Raw genomic sequence first — 14,640 nt, 5'->3', positions numbered from 1 at the left:
AAGCATGCTGAACCCCATGAAATGGTGGCTACTCCTCGCGTCCTTGATCGTCACCCTGCTCACCGTCTGGCTGATCCTCTACGCGGGCGTGGCGCCGTCCACGCTCCTCTCCCTGGGCGCCGGCGCGATCAGCCTGCTCTGGCTGGTCGTCGTCCTGACCGTCCCGTGGAACCTGTGCCTGGCCGCCCGCCACGTCCTCCACGAGATCCAGGTGTCCAGGGAGGCCGGCATCGAGGTGGCCCAGCACCGCGAGGACGAGGCGCGGCGCATCGCCCGGCGCATGCTCGTGCTCGCGATCTCCGGCCACGTCGTCTCGGCCGCCGTGATCGCGGTCGTCACGTTCTTCGCAGGAGCCCAGCTCGGCTACTACTTCTCCGGGTTCTACCTGCTCGCCACCGCTTTCCGGCCGATCACGGCGTACACGAAGCACCTGCGTGACCGGGTCAGGACGCTCGGGCAGGAGGTGCGCTACCCGCGCGCGGACGTGATCTCCCTGCGCGACCGGGTCTCCGAGCTGGAGACGGTCATGAAGGGCCTCAAAAGGGACATCGACGACCTGAACGCCGCCCGCCAGGGCTTGGAGCTGGCCGACCACGATCTGGGCCGCCGGATGACGCTCATGGCGCGCCGGTTCGACGAGACCGTGGACGGGTTGAACGACAACCAGGAGGTGATCACGGGGCTGAAGGCGTTCCTGCGGCTGATCAGGGCGGACCCTGCGTAGGAGGCTCGAGGTCGCGCAGGACGGGCAGGGCGCGGGAGGCGTACACCGGGTCCACGGGCAGCACGTGCCGCGCCCACCAGCGCGCGGGGCCGGGGTCGGGGGAGGGCTCGGTGAAGGCGGGGGCGTAGTCGTCGTACGGCGGGTCGTACAGGTAGCCCGTGGCCACCCCGCGCCGCTCCAGCTCGGCGATGGCCGCGTCCCTGTCGCGCACCAGGAGCGGCACGCGGAACAGCGGCCGGCGCACGTCGTCGCGCACGGCGGGCGCGACCGTGGGCAGCTCGGCCAGGGCCGCGACGCCCGAGAGTCGCCGTCCGCGGTCGGCGGAGACCTTGGCCAGGCGCCTGGACTGGTACCAGCGGGCCACGCGGCCGCGGCGGGCGCGGTAGTCGTGCAGGTCGGCGCGTACCCAGGGGTCGAAGGGCGGCAGCTCGGGGATCCGCTCGAGCGCCTGCTTCAGGGCCTCGGGCTCCAGGGCGATGCGGTAGCCCTCGCGGTCCTCCTGCATGCCGAGTGCCCGCATGAGCCTGAGCGCGGGGCGTACGAGGTCGAGCCTGAGCGCCACCTGGCGGGCCATCGAGGTGGCCACGCCGGTCAGGTCGGCCCGCAGGGAACCGGGGGCCAGCAGGGCGTCACGGGCACGCTGGAGCGCGCGCAGGTCGGACTCGTGCTCGACGACCAGGACGCCGCCCGAGCCCGCCCCCGGGTGCTTGGAGAGGCTGAACACCCCGGCCTGGCCGAAGGTCCCCAGCGGCCGGCCGCCGATGCTCGTCTCCATGGCGTGCGCCACATCCTCGATCAGGATTTTTCCGGACAAGGAGGGGGCGTCGTCGGGCAGGCCGTACAGGTTGGTCGTCAGGACGGCGTCCACCGCGGCGAGGTCGACGCGGGAGACGTCGATGTTGCCGTCGCGCGGGGACAGCGGCGCGATCACCGGGCGCAGGCCGGCCGCGAGCACCAGGAACAGGATCTCGTCGGCCGAGATCGGCGACATGAGCAGCCGCTGGCCCGGCTCGCACCAGTGGCGTAAGGCCAGGTAGAGGCCGAGGCGGTTGGAGGGGAGCGCCAGGCAGCGACGGCCGGTGCGCTCCTCGACGAGCCTCACCCCTGCAGGACGGTACGGAGCCGTCCGTAGGTCTTCAGCGCCCTGTCGGCGGTCTTGAGCAGGAACGGGTTGGCCATCACCGTGGCGCGCGTCTTGCGCACCGGCACCCGCATCATCCAGTGGACCCCGGCGGCCGCGCCGATCCTGGCCACCCGCCCCTCGGCCACTTCGAGCTGGCCCGTCTTGAGCTTGTCCTTGTACTCCTTCTCACCCCGGCCCATGTCGATCACCTCGATGCCGTTGGCGGCGGCCTGCTCGGCCATCGCCAGGTGGTGGATGAGGCCGGGGGAGTACTTGGCGAAGTGGGTGTCGTAGGCGGGGAACCACCCGGCGAGCGTCGTACGCGTGCGGAGACCGAAATGCCCGGCCACCGGCCGCCCGTCCACGGAGACCATGTCGAGCACCCCGGCGAAGCTGTCCGACTGGGTGGCCAGCAGCCGCTCGACCAGCTCCACGATCCACCGGTGCGCGAACCTGTCGGTGCGCCCGGTGCGGCGATATTGGTCGGTCTTCCAGCCGAGCAGCGTGTGCAGGGGCGTCAGGTCGGTGGTCGCGTAGTCGTGACGCATCGTCCCGGCCTCGCGCTGCAGCTTGCGGGACTTGGCCAGGGTGGTCTTGTACGTCTTGCCGGAGTGCTCCCGGAGGATGTCGGTGTAGTGCTCGTAGCCTCCGCGCAGGTCGATGATCGGCGACGGATGCCTTTCGTGCCGCTCGTTCAGCAGCGGCTGGCCGGAGACCAGATGGTCGAACTCGTACACCGCCAGCCCGCACTCCTTGAGGAGGCGGCGCGGATCGATGGGGAGCTCTTTGGCACGTACCATCCCCTGCGCGTCGGTCAGCCCCGCGGCGACCGGTTTGCCGATGCCGAGGGGATGTCGTTCGAAGGGGAAGAAACCGACGATGTCCGGGCCGTCGTAGAGGACCGCGACCTGTACGACATTTCGGAGTTCGCCTACCGCGATGGTGAATTCCGGGGACAAGAAGGGGCTGTCGAGCGCGGGGTCCGCCTCCTGCAGCTCTCTCCAGCGGCTCACTTCGGATTGTCCCAGCTCACGGGGCAGGGCAAGGGTGACGCGCATGGGCTCCTACCGTCGGCATGCCACTGTGTTTCAAGCTTGAGGGGGGACCTGTACAGCCAGGGTAAAGGCTATTACCAGAGCAGTCGTAACCGCAGGTCCCGAACGTTACCGAACTCTCAGGTGGTGTTCAGGACCGAGTGTCGTTCTAATGTGTGTTCATGACCGTACCTGGCATCGACTGGCCTGCACTGATCACGTGGATGGGCCGGAACGTGCCCGATGCGGGCGAGCCGCTGTCCGTCTCGCTGATCTCGGGCGGCAGGTCCAATCTCACCTACCTGATCGAGGCCCGCGACCGCCGCCTGGTGCTGCGCCGGCCGCCGCTCGGCCACGTGCTGCCCACCGCCCACGACATGCGGCGCGAGTGGCGGGTCATCTCGGCCCTGTCGGGCACGCCCGTGCCGGTGCCCTCGCCGATCGCGTTCTGCGCCGACGAGTCCGTCGTCGGGGCGCCGTTCTATCTCATGGGGTACGTGGAGGGCGCCGCCGTACGGACCCGGGAGGAGCTCGGCTCGCCGTCGCCGGCGCAGACGCGGCGGCTGTCGGAGCGGCTGGCCGAGGTGCTGGCGGCCATTCACGCGGTGGACTACCGCGAGGTGGGGCTCGGGGACTTCGGGCGGCCCGAGGGCTATCTGGCCAGGCAGCTCGAACGGTGGGGGCAGCAGTGGGAGCGGTCGAAGACGGCAGACCTGCCCGAGTACGACCGGCTCGTGGAGCGGCTGCGGGAGCGGTTGCCCGCCGCCTCCGACAGCACGCTGGTGCACGGTGACTACCGGCTGGACAACACGTTGATCCGGTTCGGGGAGCCGATCGAGATCATGGCCGTGGTGGACTGGGAGATGTCCACGCTGGGGGATCCGCTGGCCGACCTGGGGCTGACGCTGACGTACTGGCACGATCAGGGGGACGAGGAACGGGCGCGGATCCCCGTGGCGGGGGACGTGACGGTGGCGCCGGGTTTCATGAACGCGGCGGAGTTCGCCGCGCACTATGCCAAGGTCTCCGGCCGGGATATTTCGGATCTTGGGTTTTATGTGGCTTTCGGCAACTTCAAGCTCGCTGTCATCGTGGAGGGTATCCACGCCCGGTTCCGGCAAGGTAAGACCGTTGGGGAGGGATTCGACCGCATAGGGTCCGCGGTGCCCACGCTGATCTCCCGTGCGCATCGCATGCTCGACCAGCCCTGACGGTCGGCCTTCGCGAAGGACACCCCCGACGCAAGGAGCACGCCATGAGCACAGTTGCACTCATCACCGGAGCGGCCAGCGGCATCGGGGCGGCGGTGGCGCGGCGGCTGTCAGCGGGCGGCGTCAAGTGCGTCCTCGTCGACCTCGACGGGGAGGGCGCCGAGAGGCTGGCCAAGGAGGTGGACGGCGCGTGGCTGGCCGCCGACGTCAGCCGCGAGGAGGCCTCGCTGGAGGCGGTGGCGCTGGCCGAGCGGCGCTACGGACGGCTCGACCTGGTCCACCTGAACGCGGGGATCTCGGGCCGGGTGGACCTGGCGGACTTCGACCTGACGCGTTACCGCCAGGTGGTCGGGGTGAACGTGGACGGCGTCGTCTTCGGCGTCCAGGCCAGCCTCCCGCTGCTCAAGCGATCGGGCGGGGGCGCCATCGTGGCCACCTCGTCGCTGGCCGGGCTCGTGGGCTTCGCCGGCGACCCGATCTACACGATGACCAAGCACGCCGTCGTCGGCCTGGTCAGGGCGCTCGCCGAGCCGCTGGCCGCCCAGAACATCCGCATCAGCGCCGTCTGCCCCGGATTCACGGACACGCCGCTGGTGGCGGAGTCGCGGGAGATGTTCCTCAACGCCGGGTTCCCCCTGCTCACGGCCGAGGACGTGGCAGCCGCCGTCGAGTCCGCCTTCTACGCCGACACCCCCGGCACGCTCCTGGTCGTGCAGCCCGGCCGGCCGCCGGTCCCGTACCGCTACGCAGGGGTTCCGGGCCCCGTGGGAGGCCAGCGTCCCCCTGTCTCCTGAACGGAAACGGCAAGTGCCTTGCAAGTGGGGCGATTAGCCTATTAAGGGTCAGGCTCTTGTACGTTTGCAGTCTCTTGGAACGTTCGCAGCCCTCGCAGAATCCAGAGCCCTTGTAGGTTCGTGAGTCCTTGTACCTTTGCCGCAGCATGAGGAGCATTCGGTGATTCCGACTGACGGCCGGCACGCACGAAGACGATCGCCGTGGCCGCTCGCGCTGGGAGCGGGCGTCCTCGCCGTCGTCCTGGTGGCGGGCATCATGGTCTACGCGTCGATGCGCAGCCAGTCACGCAGCGTGTTCAAGGGCGAGGACGTCGCCACGACGCTCCCCAGCGAGCCCGCGCCGCAGTTGGAGCAGCCGCCCGCGCTCGACAACTGGCCGCGCTGGGGCATCACCCACACCCAGTACAGCGCGGACAACGAGCCGCCGCAGGTCGTGGAGGAAGCCAGGGGCGTGCTCGGCCGGGTCCCCATGCTGCAGAACCAGCACATCATGGGCTGGGGCGTCGGCAACCCGGAGCCCAGTCCCGGGCAGTTCAACTTCCGTGACCTGGACCGGCGGCTGAAGTTCATGGCGTCGTCGCGGGCGGTGCCGGTCATCACGCTGTGCTGCGCGCCGGACTGGATGAAGGGCGGGCAGGCCGGGCGTACGGACTGGAGCAAGAACCACACGGTCGCGCCCAAGCGCGAGCATTTCGACGACTACGCCAAACTGGCCGCCACGGTCGCCAAGCAGTATCCGACGGTCAAGCACTACATGGTGTGGAACGAGTTCAAGGGCTTCTGGGACCCGTCCACGAACCGCTGGGACGCCGAGGGGTACACCGAGCTGTACAACAAGGTCTACGCGGCCTTGAAGAAGGTGAACAAGGACATCCAGGTCGGCGGCCCGTACATCCCCATCGAGACCAACTCCAAGGGCGGCCCCTCAGAGCTGAGCGGCCCGTGGGGCACGGTGGACCAGCGGGCGCTGGACGCGATCACGTACTGGCTGGAGCACAAGAAGGGCGCCGACTTCGTCGTGGTGGACGGCGCGTCCATGACGAACGACCGGGGCAACGTACCCGACGATTTCGCCGCCCAGGCCAAGTTCGCCGCCATCACGACGTGGCTGCGGCAGCAGAGCAAGGACCTGCCCGTGTGGTGGGCCGAATGGTACGTCGAGCCGGAGAACTCCGGCTGGTCGGAGGCGAAGCGCACGGCGGTGCAGGCGACGGCGCTGATGGAATTCGCGAAGAGCGGCGTGACGACGGCCCTTTACTGGAACCCGCAGCAGAAGAGCGAAGGCGACTGCGCCGGCTGCCTCTGGAGCCCCAAGGTGGGCGGGGAGATGCCGATGGCGGGCCTGCTCAGCGGCTTCACCAAATGGTTTCCGGCAGGCGTACGCGTCGAGCCCGTGACAACCTCGGACCCCAAGATCAAGGCAATCGGCCAGGAACGCCAGGTGGTCATGGTGAACACCTCGGACCGCGAGGTCACGGCCACGGTCGACGGCCGCCAGGTAACCCTGAAACCCCACGAAATCAAATGGTCGGGCCGCGGCGGCACCTAAAAGCACGGCCTTCCATCGGGAGCGCTTCGCGCACGAAATTCCAGACAGCGCTGCCCAAGGAGGGCTCCGCCCCCCTTTCGATCCCCCCTTAACCCCCCGCCCGTTGCCCTGTTACCGGCTGGGCCTGCTGGAGCCCACCCCGAAATCCCGCTCGCTTCGCTCGCTTTGGGGCTCCGCCGATGCTGCGCTTCCTCGGTACCCGAGTCCCAGGCCGACTCGCGATCCAGCGAGGGCCGCGCACATGAGCTGTCACGGCCAGAGGCGAACCGCTAGGGCTTGGACGGAGTTGAGACGGGGTGGAAGCCGAGGGCGTCGGCGATGATCGGGGGGGCGTGGAGGTGCCGGGGGAGAGCGGCTCCGCGGTCGGTCAGTACCAGCGCTGCCAGGCGTTGGGGTTGCTGACGTTGCAGCTCCACAGGCCCACGGGGCTGCCGTTGCCGCGCCAACTGCTGGCGTAGCCGTCGAGGCAGACGGCGTCAGCGGTGTGCTCGGATGAGAGCCAGAAGTCGGAGCCGCCGATGTAGATGTGGAAGTTCTGGCCGGACCAGCCGCCGTCTCGGCAGTCGTAGACGTTGAACTGACGACCGGTCTGGCCGCCGGCGGAGGCCGGATAGTCCAGGCAGCGTCCGGAAGCGTTGTTCACCAACTCGGTGCCGTAGAAGCGGTTGCTGTCGAAGACCCGCCACCGCCACAGCAGGGTCCCGCCGCCGTTGCACTGCCAGAAGCCGACAGGGGAGTTGTTCTGCCCTCCGCCGGAGGCGAAGTTGTCCAGGCAGTAGCCGCTACCGTAGGAGCGGACGCGCATGAGGAAAGGTGCGGAGTCGTACACGGTGGAACCGTCGGCCAGCTTCCGACCGCCCTCACCGGCGGCAGCGGCTTGCTGGACCTGCTTGTAGGCTTCGGCCGCGGTGACGACGGCGGGTTCGGCCGCCGAGGCGGGGCTCGTGATGAGCGCGGTCATCGCAGTGAGTAGAACCGCGACGGTGATGCATAAGCGCCGCATTACTTCCTCCCTGGGAAAGAGAGCCTCTTCCGGCTCTTCGGGTGACAGTCCGTCTGCGGTCGAAGGTACTCACAAACGCTGTCATCGATCTGTCGGGAGACTTTCGTGATTCCGTGAGGGGGTTGCGGCAATGAAGAAATTTCCAACGAAGTACATCCTGGCCTGATCTGACAATGTGTCCTGCGGATGAGGTCTCCGTTCAATTACGGCGGTGGGCCGCGTGCTCATTGCTCGCGTCAGTGTCCTCGTTCGTGTGCGTTGCCTGTTCGAGGAGGATGTTCAGGCGCTGCAGGACTCGTAGCTGCGCGGGGTTGTAGAGCTCCACCGCCGCGTGGCCCATCGTGCTTTCGGCCAGCTTTGCTCCTCGTGGCGAATCCGCCACCGGGTCGTTCGACCACGGGTGCTCTTTCCGCATCTTGCGGACCAGCGGCAGAATTCGCTCGGCAATCCGGTCGACCGTGGCATCGTCGGCGTCCGGGGGAAGGGCGTCGAACTCGTCGCCGGTGTCGTCGCGCACGGCGATTATCTCACGGAATTCCGCCATGCCCTCCTCGCTGAAAAGCGTCGAGAAGACCATGAACAAGGATCGGTTTGTGTCGGAGAGGCCTTGAGAGATGGGAGCAAATTCGGGCGGCATATGCACCGGTGCGCGATGACGCAAGATGACGGCCAGCTCCGCACGTACGCGATTGAGCCGTTCGATCGTCGCCTCCAGCTCGGCATCCAGCGCCCGGATGGCCTCGTCCGGCTCCTCGTCGGCCCGCCCCATCGCGGCGACCTGCGACAGCGGCACCCCCAGATCACGCAACCGCTTGATCTGCAACAGCCGGATCAGATGCGCGACCTGGTACTGCTTGTACCCGTTGGCCGCGCGCTCGGGCAGATCCAGCAACCCGATCTCGTGGTAATGCCGAATGGCCTTCACCGTCGAGCCCGTAAGATCGGCAAGTTGCCGGGTGCTCCACGCCACTCTCTGTCTCCCTCGTCGTCCGCAGCCGTGGGCGCCCACGCCACGCGTCCCTGACTGCAGTTCACACCATGCCCCAAGGGCACAGTCAAAATGGGGGCCCAGACGTCTCGCGCGTCCGAGCCGGCATGGAGGCCCGGGGAGCGTGCTCGACGCCGGGAACGACAAGCATGTCGAAGTACGCCCAGGCTTCGAAGCCTCTCTCGAACCGCTCCGTGGCCGGATGCGCGACGCTCCTTGACTGTGCCCCAAGGGCACGCTGTTAGCTCGGTGTCGCAAACAGCACGACCAGGGAGCTACATGACGCCTGGCCCTGCGGTTTCGTCGCGAGCCGGCCGAGTGTCCGTGGCTGACCAGCCTGGAGTCACGCGTCCCGACCGGTGACGAACGCGCGGCCAGGACGGTGGCGCCGGCGCCGCGGGACCCGTACCACGAAAGTGCGGCTCGACGTGCTCCGACGCATGCACGTCCACGCCCTTGGCGGTGCCGCGCACCGGACGTGAGCCTGCTCGGCCCTCCGGACCCCCAGTTGACCATCACCTCCGACAATGGGAGAAAGCACATGCCCTACCGCAAGAGACCGGCCGTCGTCCTGGGCGCCGCGGCGCTGACGCTGCTGCTCGGCGCCTGCGCCGGCCAGGCCGGCACTCTCCAGGGCGGTCAGCAGCCCGCCTCCCCCGACACCGGCCTGGACCGCTTCTATGGGCAGAAACTCGCGTTCAAGCCCTGCGATCCGAAGCTGCCGCCGGGCGCGCCGGCCGTCGAAGCCGAGTGCGCGCGGCTCAAGGTGCCGCTCGACTACCAGGATCCGCAGGGTCAGCAGGCGGAGATCGCGCTGCTGCGCGTGCCCGCGCGCGGAAAGAATCCGATCGGGTCGCTTCTGCTGAACCCCGGCGGTCCCGGTTTCCCCGGCACCGATCACGCGGCCCTGACCGCCGCCGCGTGGGCGAAATCGCCGATCACCGAACGCTTCGACCTGGTCGGGTTCGACCCGCGCGGCGTCGGCGCCTCCAAGCCGGCGCTCGACTGCTACACCGACGCCGAGCGGGACCGCGATGCCAAGCTCTCCTCGATCCCCGCCGGTCTGGACGACTGGACCAAGCAGGAAACCCGCCGGCTCCTCCAGCAGTGCGCCGAGCGCTCAGGCGGCAAGCAGGTGCTCACGCACGTCGGCACCCGCGACGTCGCGCGGGACATGGACGTGCTGCGCCAGGCCCTGGGCGACGAGAAGCTCTCCTTCGCCGGCACCAGCTACGGCACCCGGCTCGGCGCCGTGTACGCGGAGATGTTCCCGAAGAAGGTCCGCGCGCTTGTGCTCGACGGGGCGATGGACCCGCTGGTGGGCACCCACGAGCGGCGCGTCCAGCAGGCCGCCGGGACGCAGGCCGCGTTCGAGCGCCTGGCCGCCTCGTGCGCCACCGAGAAGGACTGTCCTCTCGGCACCGACCCGAAGCGCGCCACCAAGGCCTTCCAGAAACTCGTCCGGCCGCTGATCGACAAGCCCGCGCGGACGTCTGACGGGCGCGGGCTGACGTTCGAGCAAGCGGTCGAGGGGGTGACGGCCGCGCTGTACAGCAAGGCGATGTGGCCCGTCGCGATCGCGGGCATCGCCGAACTGGAGGCGGGCAAGGGCGACAGCCTGCTGAAGCTGCGCGACAGCTATCACGGGCGGACCGCCGACGGCGTCTACCCCGACTCGCTCGAGGCCACGCTGGCGATCAACTGCCTGGACGAGGAGCGCCACACGCCGAAGCAAGAGACTGCGATGAACCGAGCGTGGTTCAAGGCGGCGCCGTTCACCGACCATGGCCGTCCGGTCAAGGAGGCGCGCGACGGCTGCGAGCAGTGGCCCGTCAAGCCGACGCTTGGCTACCCGTACGCCACCGGCGTCAAGGGCCTGGCCGACACGCTCACGGTCTCCGTCACGGGCGACGCCATCACGCCGCACGAGGGCGGCATCAACCTGGCCAAGGAGCTGGGCGGCAGCCTGCTCACCGTCGAGGGCGAGCAGCACGGCGCCCTCCTGGCCGGCAACGCCTGCGTCAACGAGGCCGTGGCCGCCTACCTCATCGACCTCAAGTCCCCGGCCGAAGGGGCCCGGTGCAAGCTCTGAGGCGGGTACCGGCACGTCGAAGCCTCCTCCGATCGGCCGGACCGCCCACTATCCCAACGACTCCGGGCCGTTCGCCAAGCCGATGAACGACATCCCGAAGGTCGTGGTTCTCGAACTCGCTCACGTCCGCCGACTGGGACGAGACGACGATCGCCGCCGGAGACCTGGCCGAATCCATCACACGGCTCAAGCGGGAGCGCTCCGACGGCTACCTGCTCGCCCACGGCGGGGCACGGTTCGCCCGGTCGCTGGTCGAGACCGGCCTGATCGACGAATACCGCCTTCTCGTCCGCCCGGTCGTCCTCGGCGCGGGCGAGCGGATCTTTCCGGCGGCGCTGACCCTCGAGCCGAAAAGCACGACCGCCTTCAGCGGCGGGGCCGTCGCCCACGTCTTCGCGGCGCAGCCGTGAGCGAGCCCGATCGGTGACCGCGGCCCATCCAGTACCCAAAGAACCGGGCCCTGACCAGCCGTAAGGCGATCAGGGTCCGGTTCTGCGCATCCGGTCGGCGGCGACTCCCGCGGCGGCCTGAACCCGTCGCCGGTTCTCCGTCCGACCGTCAAACTGGAGTAATAGTTGTCACATGAGCGGATACGAGGATCTCGTCCACGAAGCCCTCGCCGCCGAGGCGACGGGGGCCACGGCCCGCGCCGAGCGGGCCGTCCGCGACCTGCTCACCGCCGGCCCCGGGGCGCTGCGCCGCGTCCTCACCGTCGCCGAGGAACGCGCAAACCGCTATCACCCCCTGCTGTACGAGGTCGTCCGCCGCAGTACCGCCCCCGAGGCGGTCCCGGTGCTGCTCGCCCACACCGGTGCGGGACCTTTCGCCCTGGTCGCGGCCGTCCTGCACGCCCTGGCCCGCAGCGGCGGGAACGAGGGACCGGAACGGGTCGAGGCCACCCTTGCCGACCGCACGGCGCTGCCCACCACCCGGGCGGCGGCGGCCGAAGCCCTCCAGGGGACGACCCGTCCGGCGACGGCCGAGGTCCTTCGCGCGGTCCTCGCGGAACAGCGCCGCAAGCCGGACAACCCGGAGTGGCCCCTGCTCCTGGTCAACACGGCCATCGCCCTCGCCACGACCGGCGATCACAGCGGAGCGGCAGCCCTCCACCCCCTCCTCGCCGACTGCCCCGAATCGGGTCGGGCCCTCGCCGCCAGTGCCTTCCGGAGCGTCCTCGACGAGGACACCCTGCACCAGCTGGCGCGGGCGCTCGCCGACCCGGGCGTCGAGGTCCGCCGGGCGGCCGTGGACCCCGTCTTCCTCATCGGGTCGCCCGCAGCCGCCGCCCTGCTGCTGCGGAGCGCCCGGGAGGACCCGGATGACCAGGTCCGGTACAACGCCCTCATCCGCTTCGGCGACATCGCGGGCCTCGCCCTGAGCGGTGACCCGGAGGAACTGCCGTTCGCGGACGAGCAGTGGCGGGAACTGCGGGACGCTCTGGACCCGGCGGTCTGCCACCGCTTCGGCGTGCCCGTCGCCCTCACCGATCTGATCGAGGAGTTCACCGACGAGGAGCCCCTACGGGCCTCCGTCGCCGCGGAACTGCGCCTCCTCACCGGCGTCGACGTGCCCACCGCGTACACCCGGCACGGCCTCGACGCGGCCCTGCGCTCCGTACGCGAGGTCCCGTTCACACCCGGCCGGATCCACAAGTGGGGTCACCCCCGGCCGATGCCACCACTGGACCGGGAGTGAGGCCCAGGGCAGGACGGCGGCCGGCCCCGGTCAGCCGAGGGTACGGAACAGCTCCGGCGCTTGGCGGGTAAGCCGCTCGACTCTGTGGCCGAAGGCCTCGCCCACCGCCCACACGCGCCCAGTCCTGCATGTGCACCGGCGGGGCAGGCGAGGTCAGCCGGTTGTCCACCAGTGTCTCGATGCTAGCGAGGGTCGTGCTCGGCGAGGAATCGCAGACTATCCCGCAGATTCCGTGATATGCGAGGGCCATCGGGCTTTTCCGTCGATGGCCCTCGCCGTTGTGGCTGACGCGCACGACCGTCAGCTTTCCGATTCGGCGCCTGTGGTTCGGTGGGGTGGGGTTTCTCTTCGGGGCGCAGCGGGCGACTTTTCGGAGCGCCCTCTTCCTTGATTGCGGAGACTCTCATGGCAGAGACCTTTCTACGTCTTCCCACCTGCGACGTTACGGTCATCCGTCGTGGTCGGACATCCCCCGGGCATGTGTGGAGGCTTCCATCATCTCGATGTAGGGATCTTGGTGTGCGGGAGGAAGGAGGAGGGGCTTGGCAGGGATTTGAGCCCCTCCATGCTTCCGGTCAGAAGTCGAATTCGCCCTTGGCCATGCCGTCCTTGAAGGCGGCCCATTCTGATGCGGTGAATACCAGTGCGGGGCCCGTGCGGTCCTTGCTGTCTCGCACGGCGACCCGTCCGCCGCTGAGGGGGGCTACTTCGACGCAGCTGCCGCCGTTGTCGCCCGATGCCTTGGCTTTGCGCCACGCGGCGGTTACGAGTTCGTTGTCAGTCTCCATACCTCTCCATCACCTCGCGAATGACCTGCTCGCTGATGTTCACCGGATGGGCCATGCTGCTCAAGGCGTCCCAGCGCACGTTGAGGGCTCGGACGCCGTCGAAGTGAGTGATCACTTCTCCCGTCAAGGCGCTCTCCAGATAGGCGGTGTCGGGTGAACCGGCTATCTGGGCGATCTCGAATGCGCCCAGGAGACCGGTGGTGAGCCCTGCGGACAGCGGAACGATCCGCACCGTGATGCACGGGTGTCGCATGGCGGTGAGGAGGCGCGCGAGTTGTTCGCACATCACGGAGGCGCCGCCGACCGGTCGGGACAGGACGCTCTCATCGATGAGAGTCGAATACATGAGTGGGTTCGGTGAATCGAACACCGCCTGGCGCTTGAGCCGAATCTTGACGGCTTTTTGCGCCTCGTCGGGCGTGATCCCAGGTTTTCCAAGGAAGACCTGCTCCGCGTACCTCTCCGTCTGGAGGAGCCCGGGGATCAGGGACGGCTCGGACGTGCGGATGGTGTGGGCGGCGGCCTCGATGCCGGGCCATGGCCTGAACCACTTGGGGCCGAAGTCGTTGTGGATTTCCGGCAGCAGTTCCTTCAGCTCTCCGTTGAGCCCGAGAACGCGCTCGATCTCCTCCGTGAAAGCCTCGCTCGGCGTGCGCTTACCGCGTTCGACGGCCCCTATCTGGCTCTCGCTGTAGGTGATCCCGGGAGCTGCGGCAAGGCGTTCCTGCGACAGCCCTTGACGTGTCCGAAACTTCCGCATCCGCGCGCCATACTCCGCTCGTGCGCGTAGGCCAGGTTCTTCCCCGTTAACGGTCATATCACGACCCTTCGCTTCTGTCTCCGCACGTCCCTTCAGGACCTACATACACACTTCACCGGTGGTCGGCGGAAAGTGGAGCCGCCTTTTCGAAACACAACGTAATCGCATGACTCCATGCCGTGCAGTGGCTACAGAGTTTCAGGCATGTGTAGCCCTCACCTTCCGACCGCTCTTGTGCGCTTCGAGGTGATTCCCATGCGGCAAGGCGCGACAGCCGGAATGCCTGCCACTCCCGGCTGACTGGAATGACTGGATCCCGTATATGAGGCGGCCCGGAGGCATGGGTATCACCACAGTCGTCGCGATCTGCGAGGGAACGTCGTGCAATCGGGCCGGTGAACGGCTCCTGACCTTTGTTTATACATTTTCAGCTTCGTTGAAGAGGAGCCTCGTCCGGGTATCCGCGCGTTACGGTTCCGGCGGCGGTGACGGACGAGCGACGGGGAGCCGACGTGGGGCGCGAGTGGCGGATTCAGCCGGTCGCTCTGGAGGACGGGGCACGCCGGGTGGAGGAGACCGCGGGGATCATGACGGGGGCGGCCGCTGCGCTGCGGGCCGGGACCGAAGGGCTGGAACCGTGGGGTTCGGGGGCGGTCGGCACGGCGATGGCCGCCGTACGGGACCTCATGGGGGAGGCGGGCGCGCACCTGGGGGACAACCTGGCGGGGACGGGCGCGGCCATGCGGGCGATGGCGGTGGAGGCCGTCGATGCCGATGCCGCGGCGGCTCCCAAGCGTGACCTGTAGCGGGCTTCCGGGCACGGTCCGGGGAGGGCGTCCGCACTCAGCCTCGGCGAGGCGACGAGATGCGGCCTGGCGA

Annotated in this window: 14 protein-coding genes; 8 read left to right on the top strand and 6 right to left on the bottom strand. The window is 68.8% G+C overall.

The window, feature by feature from the left end; genetic code table 11:
• The first annotated feature begins 16 nt into the window (after positions 1 to 16).
• Positions 17 to 724: a hypothetical protein gene (locus ACWEPL_RS04930; RefSeq protein WP_452435244.1), complete on the top strand. Its 708-nt coding sequence runs from the start codon at positions 17 to 19 to the stop codon at positions 722 to 724.
• On the opposite strand, the gene ACWEPL_RS04925 is transcribed toward ACWEPL_RS04930, so the two are convergent.
• The gene (locus ACWEPL_RS04925; RefSeq protein ID WP_452435243.1) at positions 705 to 1,826 is read right to left on the bottom strand and encodes a DegT/DnrJ/EryC1/StrS family aminotransferase; all 1,122 of its coding nucleotides are present in this window, start codon (positions 1,824 to 1,826) and stop codon (positions 705 to 707) included. The genes ACWEPL_RS04930 and ACWEPL_RS04925 overlap by 20 nt on opposite strands.
• Complete coding sequence (locus tag ACWEPL_RS04920) at positions 1,823 to 2,905, bottom strand: GNAT family N-acetyltransferase (RefSeq protein ID WP_363981794.1); 1,083 nt, start codon at positions 2,903 to 2,905, stop codon at positions 1,823 to 1,825. Before ACWEPL_RS04920 ends, ACWEPL_RS04925 begins: the two co-directional genes overlap by 4 nt.
• A 158-nt stretch (positions 2,906 to 3,063) precedes the next feature.
• Between ACWEPL_RS04920 and ACWEPL_RS04915 the strand changes: the two genes are divergently transcribed.
• The 3 genes from ACWEPL_RS04915 (at position 3,064) to ACWEPL_RS04905 (ending at position 6,435) form a co-directional block, all read left to right on the top strand.
• The gene (locus ACWEPL_RS04915; RefSeq protein WP_350728159.1) at positions 3,064 to 4,092 is read left to right on the top strand and encodes a phosphotransferase family protein; all 1,029 of its coding nucleotides are present in this window, start codon (positions 3,064 to 3,066) and stop codon (positions 4,090 to 4,092) included.
• Between the two features lie 44 nt (positions 4,093 to 4,136).
• Positions 4,137 to 4,886, top strand: coding sequence for an SDR family oxidoreductase (locus ACWEPL_RS04910; RefSeq protein ID WP_452435242.1), 750 nt, complete (start codon positions 4,137 to 4,139; stop codon positions 4,884 to 4,886).
• Between the two features lie 160 nt (positions 4,887 to 5,046).
• Positions 5,047 to 6,435 carry a GH39 family glycosyl hydrolase gene (locus ACWEPL_RS04905; protein WP_363981800.1) on the top strand — a complete coding sequence of 463 codons (1,389 nt, stop codon included), beginning with the start codon at positions 5,047 to 5,049 and terminating at the stop codon, positions 6,433 to 6,435.
• Between the two features lie 367 nt (positions 6,436 to 6,802).
• Here ACWEPL_RS04905 and ACWEPL_RS04900 read toward each other — a convergent pair whose 3' ends face one another.
• Both ACWEPL_RS04900 and ACWEPL_RS04895 read right to left on the bottom strand, forming a co-directional pair.
• Positions 6,803 to 7,396, bottom strand: a complete 594-nt coding sequence (locus ACWEPL_RS04900) for an RICIN domain-containing protein (protein WP_452435241.1) — start codon at positions 7,394 to 7,396, stop codon at positions 6,803 to 6,805.
• 241 nt (positions 7,397 to 7,637) lie between these two features.
• Positions 7,638 to 8,408: a helix-turn-helix domain-containing protein gene (locus ACWEPL_RS04895; protein WP_452435240.1), complete on the bottom strand. Its 771-nt coding sequence runs from the start codon at positions 8,406 to 8,408 to the stop codon at positions 7,638 to 7,640.
• Positions 8,409 to 8,967: 559 nt separating this feature from the next.
• Between ACWEPL_RS04895 and ACWEPL_RS04890 the strand changes: the two genes are divergently transcribed.
• The 3 genes from ACWEPL_RS04890 to ACWEPL_RS04880 all read left to right on the top strand — a co-directional run bounded on the left by ACWEPL_RS04890 (position 8,968) and on the right by ACWEPL_RS04880 (position 12,213).
• Positions 8,968 to 10,518, top strand: a complete 1,551-nt coding sequence (locus tag ACWEPL_RS04890) for an alpha/beta hydrolase (RefSeq protein WP_452435239.1) — start codon at positions 8,968 to 8,970, stop codon at positions 10,516 to 10,518.
• A gap of 149 nt (positions 10,519 to 10,667) precedes the next feature.
• The gene (locus tag ACWEPL_RS04885) at positions 10,668 to 10,928 is read left to right on the top strand and encodes a dihydrofolate reductase family protein (protein ID WP_452435285.1); all 261 of its coding nucleotides are present in this window, start codon (positions 10,668 to 10,670) and stop codon (positions 10,926 to 10,928) included.
• Between the two features lie 172 nt (positions 10,929 to 11,100).
• Positions 11,101 to 12,213, top strand: a complete 1,113-nt coding sequence (locus tag ACWEPL_RS04880; RefSeq protein WP_452435238.1) for a HEAT repeat domain-containing protein — start codon at positions 11,101 to 11,103, stop codon at positions 12,211 to 12,213.
• Between the two features lie 575 nt (positions 12,214 to 12,788).
• Here ACWEPL_RS04880 and ACWEPL_RS04875 read toward each other — a convergent pair.
• Positions 12,789 to 13,001, bottom strand: coding sequence for a DUF397 domain-containing protein (locus ACWEPL_RS04875; protein WP_364758519.1), 213 nt, complete (start codon positions 12,999 to 13,001; stop codon positions 12,789 to 12,791).
• On the bottom strand, positions 12,991 to 13,818 hold the full coding sequence (locus ACWEPL_RS04870) for a helix-turn-helix domain-containing protein (protein WP_452435237.1): 828 nt from the start codon (positions 13,816 to 13,818) through the stop codon (positions 12,991 to 12,993). The genes ACWEPL_RS04875 and ACWEPL_RS04870 overlap by 11 nt, the downstream gene beginning before the upstream one ends.
• Positions 13,819 to 14,246: 428 nt before the next feature.
• Here ACWEPL_RS04870 and ACWEPL_RS04865 point away from each other — a divergent pair, with 428 nt between their 5' ends.
• Complete coding sequence (locus tag ACWEPL_RS04865) at positions 14,247 to 14,567, top strand: hypothetical protein (protein WP_452435236.1); 321 nt, start codon at positions 14,247 to 14,249, stop codon at positions 14,565 to 14,567.
• The last annotated feature ends 73 nt before the right edge of the window (positions 14,568 to 14,640 follow it).

The sequence above is a fragment of the Nonomuraea sp. NPDC004186 genome, from assembly GCF_053603495.1.
The sequence above is the reverse complement of the archived record's forward strand: the minus strand, read 5'-3'. Positions and strand labels throughout refer to the sequence as shown.

What these genes read in the sequence shown, in the direction of transcription:
- ACWEPL_RS04930 (WP_452435244.1), top strand. Translation starts at nt 17, where the DNA reads ATGAAATGGTGGCTACTCCTCGCGTCCTTGATCGTCACCCTGCTCACC.
- ACWEPL_RS04920 (WP_363981794.1), bottom strand. Translation starts at nt 2,905, where the DNA reads ATGCGCGTCACCCTTGCCCTGCCCCGTGAGCTGGGACAATCCGAAGTG.
- ACWEPL_RS04915 (WP_350728159.1), top strand. Translation starts at nt 3,064, where the DNA reads ATGACCGTACCTGGCATCGACTGGCCTGCACTGATCACGTGGATGGGC.
- ACWEPL_RS04910 (WP_452435242.1), top strand. Translation starts at nt 4,137, where the DNA reads ATGAGCACAGTTGCACTCATCACCGGAGCGGCCAGCGGCATCGGGGCG.
- ACWEPL_RS04900 (WP_452435241.1), bottom strand. Translation starts at nt 7,396, where the DNA reads ATGACCGCGCTCATCACGAGCCCCGCCTCGGCGGCCGAACCCGCCGTC.
- ACWEPL_RS04890 (WP_452435239.1), top strand. Translation starts at nt 8,968, where the DNA reads ATGCCCTACCGCAAGAGACCGGCCGTCGTCCTGGGCGCCGCGGCGCTG.
- ACWEPL_RS04880 (WP_452435238.1), top strand. Translation starts at nt 11,101, where the DNA reads ATGAGCGGATACGAGGATCTCGTCCACGAAGCCCTCGCCGCCGAGGCG.
- ACWEPL_RS04875 (WP_364758519.1), bottom strand. Translation starts at nt 13,001, where the DNA reads ATGGAGACTGACAACGAACTCGTAACCGCCGCGTGGCGCAAAGCCAAG.
- ACWEPL_RS04870 (WP_452435237.1), bottom strand. Translation starts at nt 13,818, where the DNA reads ATGACCGTTAACGGGGAAGAACCTGGCCTACGCGCACGAGCGGAGTAT.